The sequence below is a fragment of the Actinophytocola sp. genome, assembly GCF_050699915.1.
Lineage (GTDB): Bacteria > Actinomycetota > Actinomycetes > Mycobacteriales > Pseudonocardiaceae > Actinophytocola.
Map to the genome: position 1 here is coordinate 1 of NZ_JBOHGA010000187.1, position 12,683 is coordinate 12,683.

14 protein-coding genes and 1 pseudogene are annotated in these 12,683 nt (G+C 72.3%); 5 read left to right on the plus strand and 10 right to left on the minus strand.

The window, feature by feature from the left end; genetic code table 11:
- Positions 1 to 447 (plus strand): phytanoyl-CoA dioxygenase family protein (locus tag ACRDSK_RS25840; RefSeq protein WP_431443867.1); only part of this gene is annotated, 447 nt, incomplete at its 5' end.
- On the opposite strand, the gene ACRDSK_RS25845 is transcribed toward ACRDSK_RS25840, so the two are convergent.
- The 4 genes from ACRDSK_RS25845 to ACRDSK_RS25860 all read right to left on the minus strand — a co-directional run bounded on the left by ACRDSK_RS25845 (position 436) and on the right by ACRDSK_RS25860 (position 4,405).
- Entirely contained in the window at positions 436 to 1,290 is an 855-nt protein-coding gene (locus tag ACRDSK_RS25845; protein ID WP_431443868.1) for an SGNH/GDSL hydrolase family protein, read from the minus strand. The two genes, ACRDSK_RS25840 and ACRDSK_RS25845, sit on opposite strands and share 12 nt — an antisense overlap.
- Before the next feature lie 80 nt (positions 1,291 to 1,370).
- Positions 1,371 to 2,882: a tripartite tricarboxylate transporter permease gene (locus ACRDSK_RS25850; RefSeq protein ID WP_431443869.1), complete on the minus strand. Its 1,512-nt coding sequence runs from the start codon at positions 2,880 to 2,882 to the stop codon at positions 1,371 to 1,373.
- Positions 2,883 to 2,884: 2 nt separating this feature from the next.
- Complete coding sequence (locus ACRDSK_RS25855) at positions 2,885 to 3,421, minus strand: tripartite tricarboxylate transporter TctB family protein (protein ID WP_431443870.1); 537 nt, start codon at positions 3,419 to 3,421, stop codon at positions 2,885 to 2,887.
- Positions 3,422 to 4,405, minus strand: coding sequence for a Bug family tripartite tricarboxylate transporter substrate binding protein (locus ACRDSK_RS25860; RefSeq protein WP_431443872.1), 984 nt, complete (start codon positions 4,403 to 4,405; stop codon positions 3,422 to 3,424). It lies immediately after the preceding gene.
- Positions 4,406 to 4,539: 134 nt separating this feature from the next.
- Here ACRDSK_RS25860 and ACRDSK_RS25865 point away from each other — a divergent pair, with 134 nt between their 5' ends.
- Both ACRDSK_RS25865 and ACRDSK_RS25870 read left to right on the plus strand, forming a co-directional pair.
- The gene (locus ACRDSK_RS25865; protein WP_431443873.1) at positions 4,540 to 6,078 is read left to right on the plus strand and encodes a sensor histidine kinase; all 1,539 of its coding nucleotides are present in this window, start codon (positions 4,540 to 4,542) and stop codon (positions 6,076 to 6,078) included.
- On the plus strand, positions 6,075 to 6,746 hold the full coding sequence (locus ACRDSK_RS25870) for a response regulator (protein WP_431443874.1): 672 nt from the start codon (positions 6,075 to 6,077) through the stop codon (positions 6,744 to 6,746). The genes ACRDSK_RS25865 and ACRDSK_RS25870 overlap by 4 nt, the downstream gene beginning before the upstream one ends.
- A gap of 67 nt (positions 6,747 to 6,813) precedes the next feature.
- Here the strand turns inward: ACRDSK_RS25870 and arfB are convergent, their stop codons facing one another.
- From arfB to ACRDSK_RS25900, 6 genes are all read right to left on the minus strand, one after another.
- On the minus strand, positions 6,814 to 7,236 hold the full coding sequence (gene arfB / locus ACRDSK_RS25875; protein ID WP_431443875.1) for an alternative ribosome rescue aminoacyl-tRNA hydrolase ArfB: 423 nt from the start codon (positions 7,234 to 7,236) through the stop codon (positions 6,814 to 6,816).
- Positions 7,236 to 7,979, minus strand: coding sequence for a hypothetical protein (locus tag ACRDSK_RS25880; RefSeq protein WP_431443877.1), 744 nt, complete (start codon positions 7,977 to 7,979; stop codon positions 7,236 to 7,238). Before ACRDSK_RS25880 ends, arfB begins: the two co-directional genes overlap by 1 nt.
- The gene (locus ACRDSK_RS25885; protein WP_431443878.1) at positions 7,976 to 8,497 is read right to left on the minus strand and encodes a SigE family RNA polymerase sigma factor; all 522 of its coding nucleotides are present in this window, start codon (positions 8,495 to 8,497) and stop codon (positions 7,976 to 7,978) included. The genes ACRDSK_RS25880 and ACRDSK_RS25885 overlap by 4 nt, the downstream gene beginning before the upstream one ends.
- Positions 8,498 to 8,553: 56 nt before the next feature.
- Positions 8,554 to 9,636 carry a phosphoribosylformylglycinamidine cyclo-ligase gene (gene purM, locus ACRDSK_RS25890; protein ID WP_431443879.1) on the minus strand — a complete coding sequence of 361 codons (1,083 nt, stop codon included), beginning with the start codon at positions 9,634 to 9,636 and terminating at the stop codon, positions 8,554 to 8,556.
- Between the two features lie 10 nt (positions 9,637 to 9,646).
- Positions 9,647 to 11,158, minus strand: a complete 1,512-nt coding sequence (purF, locus tag ACRDSK_RS25895; protein WP_431443880.1) for an amidophosphoribosyltransferase — start codon at positions 11,156 to 11,158, stop codon at positions 9,647 to 9,649.
- Positions 11,159 to 11,243: 85 nt separating this feature from the next.
- Positions 11,244 to 11,972 (minus strand): maleylpyruvate isomerase N-terminal domain-containing protein, encoded by a 729-nt coding sequence (locus tag ACRDSK_RS25900; protein ID WP_431443881.1) that lies wholly within the window; start codon positions 11,970 to 11,972, stop codon positions 11,244 to 11,246.
- Between the two features lie 115 nt (positions 11,973 to 12,087).
- On the opposite strand from ACRDSK_RS25900, the gene ACRDSK_RS25905 reads away from it, so the two are divergent.
- Both ACRDSK_RS25905 and ACRDSK_RS25910 read left to right on the plus strand, forming a co-directional pair.
- Entirely contained in the window at positions 12,088 to 12,402 is a 315-nt protein-coding gene (locus tag ACRDSK_RS25905) for a hypothetical protein (protein WP_431443882.1), read from the plus strand.
- Positions 12,399 to 12,683, plus strand: a pseudogene (locus tag ACRDSK_RS25910) (alpha/beta hydrolase); the annotation flags it as partial. The gene ACRDSK_RS25905 and the pseudogene ACRDSK_RS25910, both read left to right, overlap by 4 nt.

Sequence of the window (12,683 nt, forward strand, 5' to 3'; positions counted from 1 at the left end):
ACCCCGGCCGTGCGCCACGCGATCGACGAGCTCGCCGGAGCGGGCCAGCCCTTCAGCTGGGGCGACCCACTCGTCACCTTCCCCACGGCCGGCGAGTGGCGGGTGCCCACCACCGGGTGGCACATCGACTTCCCGGCGCGGTCGAACCTGCGGCTGAAGTGGCTCGGCTACCTCGAGCCGGTCCGCCCGCGCGGCGGCGGCACCGTCGTCCTCGCCGGGTCGCACCGGCTCGTCGCCGAGGTGCTCGCCGAACGCGATCCCGCCGACCCGGGGCGCTCGGCGGACCTGCGGGACGCGGTCCTCGCGCGCACCGGAGCGGACGACGTCGTCGAGCTCACCGGCGAGCCCGGCGACGTCGTCTTCATGCACCCGCACGTGTTCCACGCGCCCGCCCCCAACCACACGGACGAGCCACGCCTGATGCTGACGGGCGGGCTAGCCGGCTGAGATCGCCGCGCCGACCACCTGGGCCATGCCGGCCATGCCGCGGGCGTTCGGGTGCAGCGGCGCAGCCACGTTCCCCGGGATGAACGGCTCCACCCAGCGGACCGAGGAGGACTGGCAGACGTCGTGGCCGACGCCCGGGGTGCGAAGGTCCACATAGGTCGCTCCGTCGGCGGCCGCGGCGTCGGCCAGAACGCCGTTCAGCTGGTCGACCTTGGCCTGGACGTAGTTCGCGTCCTTGCCCCACACCTGTACCCGCGGGTAGCAGCCGTTGTTGCGGATGTAGTGCGTGTAGCCGACCACGAACACACGCGCGTTCGGCGACCGCGCGTGGATGCCGTCCAGGACGGCGGCGACCTTGGGGCCGACGGCCGCCACGCGCTCGCCGTAGACGTCGCGCCCGCCGGCGGTGTTCTCCTCCATGCACGAGTCACCGAACGGCGGCGGCAGCAGGTTCAGGCACGACTCCGCGAGCCCGGTGAGCCCGGCGTCGTTGCCACCGATGTGCAGCGTCACGACCGCCGTGTCGGGAGTCAGTGCGTCGAACTGCGGCGGCGCGGTGCCCAGGTCGGTCTCCTGCGGGTTCGTCATGTCGACCGTGTCCGCGCCGGAGCACGTCACGTCCTTGATCGTCAGGCCCAGCTGCTGCGCCACGAGCTTCGGGTAGTTCGCCGTGGAGCGCAGGCAGCCGAGGAAACTCAGGTCGGGGTTGGGGATCAGCGGGCCCGCGGCGGCCGAGTCACCGAGGGCGACATACGGGCCCGGCGCGGCGGACGCGACCCCGGCGGACAGGAACGAGGCGAGCAGGACAGCCGCGAACGCGGGGACAAGACGGCGGAGCATCATCAGCGACACCTCCAGCAGGGATGTGAACGAGTGTCACGTCCCTGCCCGAGGCTTGTCCATCGCCCGCTTGGAGGTAGTTCTCAGGAGGCGGTTACGTCATCCCGTTCGGCCGAACGGCTCGGCAGGAGCCTGCGAATCAGGGGCCACAACAGGACGACCGCGACGATCACGTACACGACCACCGCGAACGTGGTGTTCACCAGACCTGTCAGCGACCCGTCGCTGAGCTGCAGCGCGCGGCGCATCTGCTGCTCCGCCGCCGGACCGAGGATCACCCCGAGAATGGCCGGCAGCACGGGCAACCCGTACCGGCGCATCGCGAAGCCCAGCGCGCCGATCACGAACAGCACGATCAGGTCGACCACCTGACCCGCCACCGCGTACGCGCCGATCGACGCGAAGAACAGGATGCCCGCGTACAGGTACGGCCGCGGGATCCGCAGCAGCTTCGACCACACCGGCGCCATCGGCAGGTTCAGCACCAGCAGCAACACGGTCCCGACGAACAGTGACGCGATCAGCCCCCACACCAGCGCCGACTCCCGCTCGAACAGCAGCGGCCCCGGCTGGATCCCGTACTGCTGGAACGCCGCGAGCATCACCGCGGCCGTCGCCGTCGTCGGCAGGCCCAGCGTCAGCATCGTGACCAGGGTGCCCGACGCGGACGCCGATGCCGTCGACTCCGGACCCGCGACGCCCTCGATCGCGCCCGTGCCGAACTCCGACCGGTGCTTGGACAGCCGCTTCTCCGTCGCGTACGACAGGAACGTCGGGATCTCCGCGCCGCCCGCCGGGATCGCGCCGAACGGAAACCCGATCAGCGGCCCGCGCAGCCACGGCTTCCACGTCCGCCGCAGATCCTCGCGCCCGAGCCACGGCCGGCCGGCCGGGATCGGCTCGCCCGAGGTGTGCCGCAGCCGCGACGCCACCCACAGCGCCTCGCCGACCGCGAACAGCCCGACGGCGACGATCACCACGTCGATCCCGTCGGCCAGCGCCAGCGAACCGAACGTCAGCCGCGACTGGCCGGTGATCTCGTCCAGGCCGACGAGGCCGATCGTCAACCCGATCAGCAGCGACGCGAACCCGCGCACCCGGGACCGGCCGAGCACCGACGTCACCGCGATGAACGCGAGCAGCATCACCGCGAAGTAGTCCGGCGCGCCCAGGTCCACCGCGAGCGACGCGACCGCCGGGGCCAGCAGCACCAGTGCGATCGTGCCGATCATCGCGCCGACGAAATGGCCGATCGCGGCGGCCGCAAGCGCTTGCGAGCCGCGGCCGCGCCTGGCCATCTGGTTGCCCTCGATCGCGGTGACCACCGACGCCGACTCACCCGGCGTGTTCAGCAGGATCGACGTCGTCGAGCCGCCGAACATGCCGCCGTAGTAGATGCCCGCGAACATGATCATCGCGGCGATCGGGTCCAGCCCGTAGGTGACCGGCAGCAGCAGCGCGACCGCCATCGCCGGCCCGATGCCGGGCAGCACGCCGATGAACGTACCCAGCAGCACGCCGATCGCGGCGAGCAGCAGGTTCGTCGGCGTCAGCGCGGTGCCGAAGCCGTCGATCAGCAGGCTCAGGGACTCCATGCCTACAGCACCTCCATCAGCGGGCCGCCGGGCAGCGGCACCCCGAGCAGGTTGTTGAACAGCAGGTAGGTGACGATCGACAGGCCGGCCGCGATCAGCGGGTCCCGCACGAGGGCGCGGCTGCCGAGCGCGTACGCCGCGCCCCAGAACAGGATCGCGCCGGAGATCGGGAAGCCGACGACGCCGATCAGTGCCGCGTTCGCGAGGAATGCCGCGGACAGCAGCAACACCGTGCGCCAGTCGCTCGGCGCGGCCAGGTCGACGTCCTCGCCGGTCTCCGACTCGCCGCGCACGCCCCGCAGCACGTCGCGGACCAGCAGCGCGGCGACGACGAGCAGCAGCACGCCGACGACGACCGGCACCGCCTTCGGCCCGACCGGACCGCGCTGGGCGAAGTCGGTCGGGATGCGGATCGCATCGGTCAGCACCAGCACGCCGAGCACCGCGAGCAGGGCGCAGATGCCCAGCTCGGAACGGTCGCTGCCCGTCGAGGTGGTAGCGGGGCTCTCAGGGGTCCCGGGATTCTCGGTCGTCGTCATCTAGAGCCCCAGTTCCGTCAGCACGTCGGCTACCTGGTCGTTCTGCGCGTCGAGGAACTCGCCGAACTCGTCGCCGGTCTGGAACGCCTTGGTCCAGCCGTTGCGCACGAGCGCGTCGCGCCACTGCGGCGTGTTCTGCAGGTCGGTGACCAGGTCGATCAACCGCTGCTGGTCGACCTCGGAGATGCCCGGCGGCGCGACGATGCCGCGCCAGTTCGTGAACTCGACGTCCACTCCGGACTCCTTGAGCGTCGGCCCGTCGATGCCCGGCATTCGCTCGCCGCTGGTCACACCGAGTACCCGGAGCTCGCCGGCCTCGATCTGGTCGCGGGACTCGCCCACGCCGGACACGCCGAACGCGACCTTGCCGCCGAGCACGGACGCGAGCAGCTCGCCGCCGCCGTCGAAGGGCACGTAGTTCACCGACTTCGGGGTGAGCCCGGCGCCCTTGGCGAACAGCATCGCCGCGAGGTGGTCCGGCCCGCCCGGCGAGGAGCCGCCGCCGACCGGCACGTTGCCCGGGTCGGCCTTCCACGCGCTGACGAGGTCGGCCACTGTCCGGTAGGGAGAGTCCTTGGCCACGACGACGATGTCCGGCTCCTCGAGGAGCTTCGCGATCGGCGTGGTGTCCTGAAGGGACGACGGCGAGTTGTTGGTGTGCACGCTGCCCACCACGCCGAGGCCCATCGACATCACCAGCTTGTCGTTGCCGCGCTCGCTGACCAGCCGGCCGAGCCCGACCGTGCCGCCGGCGCCGGGGAGGTTGAACACCTCGACGTTGCGCGCGAGCTCGCCCTCCTCCATGGCCTTGGCCGCGGTGCGGGCGGTGACGTCGTAGCCGCCGCCGGGCGAGTTGGGCACCATGATCCGCAGGCCGCGGACCTGGCTGCCGGCGTCCTCGCCCGACCCCGAGCTGACCAGGGGCGGGATCACCAGGACGGCCGCGAGCGCGGCGAGCGCGGCGGCCAACGGTTTCGCTTGCATCGGAGCCTCTCTGCTCGACACTCGTGTCTGGCATGGTGCCCGGCTCCGCGGCCGGCGTTCGGTTGCGCGCGCAGTGGTCGTTGTGGTCGTTGTGTTCACGGGCGCCCGGTCGCCCGCTGGGCGACACTGTGTCCGTGGCGGACCACCGCGGTTCCCTGTCCCGGCAGCTGCTCGGCTGGCAGCTGCTCATCGTCGCGACGTTGGTCGCCGCGGTCGCCGTGTTCTCCGGCTTCCAGGCGACGAAGAGCTTCCGGGACACCGAGGGCCGGCGGATGCTGTCGGTCGCCGAGGACGTGGCGGCGACCGGCGGCGTGCGGGGCTCGCTCGCGGACTCCCTGCGCCACCACCAGCTGCCGACGTTCGCGGAGAGCGCGCGGAGCCTGTCCGGCGCCGCGTACGTGGTGATCGCCGACGCGGACCGGATGGTGCTGACCTCGCCGGACCCGACGCAGATCGGCGAGCCGCTGCCGCTCGGTGACAGCATGATCCCGTCCGGCCGGTCGTGGGTCGGCGTCGTGGACGACTCGCTCGTCGCGCACGTGCCGGTGATCGGCGACGACGGCTCGGTGATCGGCATCGTCGCGGCCGGCCAGGACACGCCGACGTTCCTGGAGGGGATCGTGCAGTCGCCGGCGGAGGGGCTGGCGATCCTGTCGCTGGCGACGGTGTTGGGTGTGGTCGGCTCGGCGCTGGTGGCGCGGCGGGTGAAGCGGCAGACGTTCGGGTTGGAGCCGCGCGAGATCGCGGGCCTGGTGGAGCACCGGGAGGCGATGCTGCACGGCATCCGCGAGGGCGTGGTCGGGCTGGACACCGCCGGGCGGATCACCCTGGTCAACGACCAGGCGCGGCGGCTGCTGTCACTGCCGGCCGACGCGGTCGGCCGGTCGGTCGGCGAGCTGTCGCTCAACGACCGGCTGCTCGACGTGCTGACCGGCCGGGCCGGCGGCGCCGACCAGATCGTGCTCCGGCGGGGCCGGGTACTGATCATGAACCGGATGCCGATCTCGTTGCGGGAACACGAGATCGGCGCGGTGGTGACCCTGCGGGACCGGACGGAGTTCGTGACGCTGCGACAGGAGCTGGACACGAACCGGAGCACGACCGATGCCCTGCGCGCGCAGGCGCACGAGTTCACCAACCGGCTGCACACGATCGCCGGGTTGATCGAGCTGGGCGAGTTCGACGAGGTGCGGCACTACGTCGACCGGGTCAGCCACTCGCGGGAGGCGTGGCAGGCCGAGGTGGGCGAGCGGATCGCGGACACCGCGGTGGCCGCGCTGCTGATCGCGAAGGCGAGCGTGGCGGCGGAACGCGGTGTCGGCCTGCGGCTCACGCCGTCGTCTCGACTGTCCGCTGTGGACGATGCGCTGTCGGCCGACCTGGTGACGGTGCTCGGCAACCTCGTGGACAACGCGCTCGACGCGGCCGACGCGTGGATCGAGGTGTCTCTCAGGCAGTCGGCGGACGAGGTGTGCGTGGTGGTCCGGGACTCCGGGCCGGGGGTGGCGCCGGAGCTCGCGGAGGAGGTGTTCCGGCACGGCTTCACGACGAAGGCGGCCGAGCAGGGCGAGCGGGGGTTGGGGCTGGCGCTGACGCGGCAGACGTGCCTGCGCCGCGCGGGCTCGGTTGCGGTGGACGGCTCGGTGTTCACCGCGCGGCTGGCGCTGCTGTGATCCGGGTCCTGGTCGTCGACGACGACTTCATGGTGGCGAAGGTCCACAGTGGATACGTGGCGCGGACGTCCGGGTTCGAGGTGGTCGGCGTGGCCCACACCGGCGCGGACGCGCTGCGCCTGGTGTCGGAGCTGGCGCCGGACCTGGTGTTGCTGGACATCTACCTGCCGGACATGGACGGCGTGTCGGTGCTGCGCGCGCTGCGGTCGGACGGCGCGGCGGACACGGATGTCATCGTGATCAGCGCGGCGACCGACGTGGACACGGTCCGAGCGGCGATGCGCGGGGGTGTGCTGCACTACTTGATCAAGCCGTTCACGTACGCGGCGCTGTACGACCAGCTGCGGCACTTCGCGTCGCTGCAGGCCCGGTTGTCGGCCCTGTCGGAGGCCGGACAGTCCGATGTGGACCAGGTGTTCGGCGCGCGGCCGGGTTCGACGCTGCCGAAGGGCCTGACGCCGGAGACGCTGCGCGTGGTCGCCTCGGAGCTGCGGTCGTCGTCGCCGGACCTTTCGGCGGCGGAGTGCGCGTCGCGGACGTCGCTGTCGCGGGTGAGCGCGCGGCGGTACCTGGAGCATTTCGTGGCGACGGGACAGGCGGAGGTGCGGCTCCGGTACGGCGGGACCGGCCGGCCGGAACGCCGCTACTACTGGCTGGAACGCAGGTAACCCAGCTCTGCGGCCCAGTGGTCGAGCGGTTTCTGTGGACAACTCGGGCCACTGTGGACAACTTGGCTCAGTCGTCTTGGGAGCGGCGGTTTCGCTTCGTCTCGCTGCGGCGGCGCTTCGCCGACAGGCGGCGCTCCTTCGCGCCTCGGGTCGGCTTGGTCGGACGGCGGCGGGGTGGCGGGGGTTCGGCAGCCGCTCGGAGCAGGGCGGCCATGCGGTCACGGGCGGTCGTGCGGTTGGCCAGTTGGGCACGGTGTTCGCTCGCCACCACGGTCAGCACGCCGTCCACCAGTCGAGACGACAGGCGCGCCAGGAGCCGATCTCGCAGCCACGGCGGGATCGACGGCGACCGGGCCACGTCGAAGGACAGCTCCACCCGACTGTCGGTCGTGTTGACGCCCTGGCCGCCCGGGCCCGACGAGCGCGAGAACCGCTCACGCAGCTCCGCCGCCGGGATCACCAGACGACGGTTGACCTCCAGGTCGGCCATCAGGGCTGGAACCGCAGCTCGGGCAGCGTCGCGACCTTCGCCAGCACCTTCTGGTCGAGCACCGGGATCCTGTCGGCCGGCCCCTTCCCGTACTCGCGTTGCCGCTGCGACCAGTTCGACACGACCACCTCGACGCGCGTGCCGTCCGGACGGACCGCGCTCGCGATGTACCGCTTCTCGCCCGTCTCGTAGTCCTTCCAGGTTCCCACGGCGACGTGGATGCCCCGCTCCTTCAGCCCCACACAGCCCGCGTTGGCGGCCGCCAGCTCCGCACAGCCGACATGCACCGCCGGGTCCGCCGCGCCGATCGACACCGACAGCGACCCCTCCGCGTCGTGCCGCTTCAGGTCCGTCTTCAGCTCGTAGGTGTCCTCGGCCACGGTGAACCGCACCGACTCGCCGTCGGTCCGGCTCAGCTCCGAGTCCTCAGGCAGCACACCGAGCTCGAAGATGGCCCTGGTCAAGGCGATGGCCCGCGCCTCGGCGACCGCGGTCGACGGCGGGTCGGGACGGTCCGCGACCGGCGGTGGCTCCTCGGCGGCCGGGCCGGCCAGCAGCACCGCACCGACCGCGGTCGCCACGACCCCGGCGATCGCGCCACCTGTCGAGTACACCCGGCGGTTGCGCAGCTTGCGCCGCCCCTGCCGGAAGACCGCGTCGCGGTCAAGCGTCAGCGGCGGCTCGTCGGCGAGCGCACGGGCGAGCAGCGCCTTGGCTTCCTCGTCCTGGGACGGCGACGTCATGACTCACCCGCCTCCGCCCGCTCGTCCGAGGCGGGCTCGGCCAGCAACGCGCGCAGCGCCGCCAGCCCCTTCGCCGCCTGGCTCTTGATCGTCCCCTCGCTCTTGCCCAGCGCCTCCGCGGTCTCCGCGACCGACAGGTCCTCCCAGTACCGCAGCACCACCACCGCACGCTGTCCCGCCGGCAGCCGGGCCAGCGCCCGCCGCACGTCGACCGCGTCCTCGACGCCGCCGGCCGGTGGGCTCGACGTCTCCGGCACGTCCCCGACCACCGCCTCGCGCCGCCGGTACGCGCGCCGGGACTCGTCGATCGCCGCGCGCACCATGATCTTGCGGGAGTACGCGTCGACGCTGCCGTCGCGCCGGAGCCGGGACCACGCGACGTAGATCTTCGTCAGCGTGGTCTGCACGAGATCCTCCGCCCGATGCCAGTCACCTCCACACAGCAGGTACGCGGTCCGGCGCATGACGACAGCTCGGCTCTCGAGATACTCCCCGAACTCCGCGTCACGGTCAGACACGAACCTGCGTTCCTCTCGTCCTCCCGTGTTACGGCGGTGACCCGCGCGAGGTTGCCCTAGAACCGCGGATGGTCGCCCTTGAGCTCCGAGCGGGGCGCGTCCGGGTCGTCGCCGAGCGGGGTGATCTCGCCGAGCACCCAGGCCGGCACGTGCCGCGCGGTGAGCACCGCCAGCGCCCGGTCGACGTCCTCCGGTGCCACCACGGCCACCATGCCGACGCCCATGTTGAACGTGCGCTCCATCTCGTGCCGCTCGACCCGGCCGCGCTGCGCGACCATCGAGAACACCGGCGCGGGCGTCCACGTGCCCCGGTCGAGCACCGCCCGCAGCCCCGGCGGGATCACCCGCGCCACGTTCGCCGCCATGCCGCCGCCGGTGACGTGCGCGAACGTGCGGACGTCGGCCTCGGCCACCACCGCCAGGCAGTCCTTGGCGTAGATGCGGGTCGGCTCGAGCATCTCCTCGCCGAGCGTGCGGCCGAACTCCTCGACCTGGCCCTCGAGCGACATCCGGCCGATGTCCAGCAGCACGTGGCGGGCCAGCGAGTAGCCGTTGGAGTGCAGCCCCGAGGAGGCCATGCCGATCAGGACGTCGCCCGGCCGCACCCGCTCCGGCCCGAGCACCGCGTCCGCCTCGACCACGCCGATCCCGGTGGCCGACAGGTCGTACGCACCGTCGGCCATCAGGCCCGGGTGCTCGGCGGTCTCGCCGCCCAGCAGCGCGCAGCCGGCCCGCACGCAGCCCTCGGAGATGCCCTTGACCAGGGCCGCGACCCGGTCCGGGAGGACCTTGCCGACCGCGATGTAGTCCTGCAGGAACATCGGCTCCGCCCCGCACACCACGAGGTCGTCGACGACCATCGCGACGAGGTCGATGCCGACCGTGTCGTGCACGTCGAGCGCCTGCGCCACCGCGATCTTGGTGCCGACGCCGTCCGTGGACGCCGCGAGGATCGGCTCGCGCCAGCGGTCCAGCCTGAGCTTGAACAGACCGGCGAACCCGCCGATCCCGGCGAGCACCTCGGGTCGCACCGCCTTCTCGGCGAACGGTCGCAGCCGCTCGACCGCCTGCTCCCCGGCCTCGATGCTCACCCCCGCGGCGGCATAGGTCGCGTGCGGGCTGTTGCTGGTGTCGGTCATGATTCCCGGTTCAGGGTCGCTGGAGTGCGTCCTCCGCACCATATCCGGCGGGCACGACGGGAGCGGCGGAGCCCGAGACGCCCTTCTCCAACCCCTCCAGCAGGTGCTTGCCGATCAGCGCGTCGTCCGGCAGCGCGATCGGGTACTCGCCGTCGAAGCAGGCCATGCACAGCCGGCTGCGTGGCTGCTCGCTGGCCGCGATGAGCCCGTCGAGCGACACGTAGTCGAGCGAGTCGGCGCCGATCGAGCGGCGGATGTCGTCGAGCTCCATGCCGTTGGCCACGAGCTCGGCGCGGGAGGCGAAGTCGATGCCGTAGAAGCACGGCCAGCGCACCGGCGGCGACGCGATCCGCACGTGGACCTCGACGGCGCCGGACTCGCGCAGCATCCGGACGAGCGCCCGCTGGGTGTTGCCCCGCACGATCGAGTCGTCGACGACCACGAGCCGCTTGCCGCGGATGACGTCCTTGAGCGGGTTGAGCTTGAGCCGGATGCCGAGCTGGCGGATGGTCTGCGAGGGCTGGATGAACGTGCGCCCGACGTAGGCGTTCTTCACCAGGCCCGAGCCGTACGGGATCTCCGAGCCCTGCGCGTAGCCGATCGCCGCCGGAGTGCCGGACTCCGGCACGGGGATGACGAGGTCGGCGTCGGCGGGCGCCTCCTCGGCGAGCCGGCGGCCGATCTCCACCCGGGTGGCGTGCACCGAGCGGCCGCTGATCGTGGTGTCCGGCCGGGCCAGGTAGACGTACTCGAACAGGCAGCCCTTCGGCTCGGGGTTCGCGAAGCGGGACGAGCGCAGCCCGTTCTCGTCGATCGCGAGCAGCTCACCCGGCTCGACCTCGCGCACGAACGACGCGCCGACGATGTCCAGCGCCGCGGTCTCGCTCGCGACCACCCAGCCGCGCTCGAGCCGCCCGAGCACGAGCGGGCGCACGCCGTGCGGGTCGCGCGCCGCGTAGAGCGTCGTCTCGTCCGCGAACACCAGGCAGAACGCGCCGCGCACGCCGGGCAGCAGCTCGAGCGCGGCCTGTTCGATGCCCTTGTCGGCGGCCTCCGCGGCGAGCAGCCCGCACAGCAGGTCGGAGTCGGTGGTGGCGCCGTTGTTCGTGCGGATGCCGGCCTTGCGCGCGCGCTCGTGCAGCTCGGCGGTGTTCACCAGGTTGCCGTTGTGGCCCAGGGACAAGCCGCTGCCGATGGCGGTGTTGCGGAACGTCGGCTGGGCGTTCTCCCAGGTCGTCGAGCCGGTCGTGGAGTACCGGCAGTGGCCGACCGCGACGTGGCCGCGCAGCGACGAGAGCGTCTGTTCGTCGAAGACCTGGCTGACCAGGCCGAGATCCTTGAACACGACGATCTGCCGGCCGTCGGACACGGAGATGCCGGCGGCCTCCTGCCCACGGTGTTGGAGCGCGTAGAGCCCGAAGTAGGTGAGCTTGGCGACTTCCTCGCCCTTGGCCCACACCCCGAAAACGCCGCACTCCTCGCGGGGCTCGGGTTCCGGCACGTTGCTCTGGTCGGTGACCACCGAGTCTGCTCCCCTGCGGACGGCGTCAGGTGAGACCAGTGTAGGTCGCGTTCGGTCGGTCCAGCGCGACGCGCCCGAGTGGTGGTCAGCTCATTCTGAGTGCGCGCAGCACGGACTCGTCACCCGATCCAGTGAGTTGCATGCGGCGCCACAGCTGGTAGAGCAGGTTCGTGGTGCGGCCGTTCAGGTGAGCGTCGGCCGGTTCGTCGCGTGCGGCCAGGCGGACCGACGGCGCCTCGCCAAGGGTGAGCCGGACGAACCACCGCTGTGGACCGTCCGTGCAGGACACCACCGCGGAACCCGTGACCGCCGGCGGGGAGTCGGTCAGCAGCCGTGCGGCGAGCAGCGTGCCGAGCAGCTCGTCGATCGCGTCCGCGGCCTGGTCGCGATCGGTGGGCTCCAGCGTGCGCAGCGCGGCCTGGGCGTCCCAGCGGCGCAGGTTCAGCTCGTGCGCCGCGCGGCGCTGCCAAACCCAGGCGAGGTCCGGCGCCGCCGGCGAGAACGTCCACACGGGACGGTTGGCGGGCGTGGCGGGGAGCACCTCCCGGGCGGCGGCGAGCTCCTCGTCCAGGTAGGCCAGCGGGTCGGCCGGCGGCTCGGTCGGGCGGGGGCGCAGCTGGACCACGCTGCCGCTGGTGAGGTAGCGGTTGACCTGCGCGAGGAACCGGCCGACGTGCACGGTCAGGTCGGTGAAGGTCCACCCCGGACAGGACGGCACGGCGGCGCGGGGGTCGGCGCGGTCCACCGCTTCGCGGAACATCACCGCCTGCTCGGCGAACACCTCCAGCCACCGCGGCGGGGTCCACACCGGCATGCGTCTCCTCCTGGGGTTCGACTTCGTGCGCACATGCACACAGTGCGTACCGAAACACCCTACGCAGCCGCCCGGTTGGGTAATTTCAGTGCGCACCCCAAGCTTGGAGGTCGCCGTGGCCGACGGTTACCAGGTGGATCCGGCGACGCTGCGCGGCGCGTCTCGCGACGTGTACGCCGGCTCGGACGCGGTGTCCGACGCCGCCGGGCTGCTGTCGGGCGCGCGGCTGGTGGCGGCCACGCTGGGCGAGGTGCCCGCCGCCGACGAGTTGGCCCGGGCGTTCGCGACCTTCGCCGGTGAGCACGGCGACGACCTGCGGCACGGCTCGACCTGGCTCGCGGACGCGGGCGACGGGCTGGTCTCCGGCGCCGACGACTACGAGCGGCGCGACGAGAACGCGGCGGCGGACGTCACGGCGGCCGGCTCGTGATCGACCCCGAAGAGCTCTACGCGCGGCTGGCCAGCGGTGACGCGAGCCGGATCCGCACGGCCGCCGAGCCGGTGTCGGCCGCGATGTCCGCGCTGAGCGGTGCCCGCACGTCGCTGGACGACGGTGCGTCGACGGCCGCGTCGGGCTGGCAGGGTGCCGCCGCCGACGGGTTCGCCGCGCGCTCGTCGCTGTCCGGCACCGCGACGTCGACCGCGCACGCACGGCTGGACCAGGCCGCGAAGGTGGTCGAGGCGACGGCCGGCGCGTACACGACCATGCGC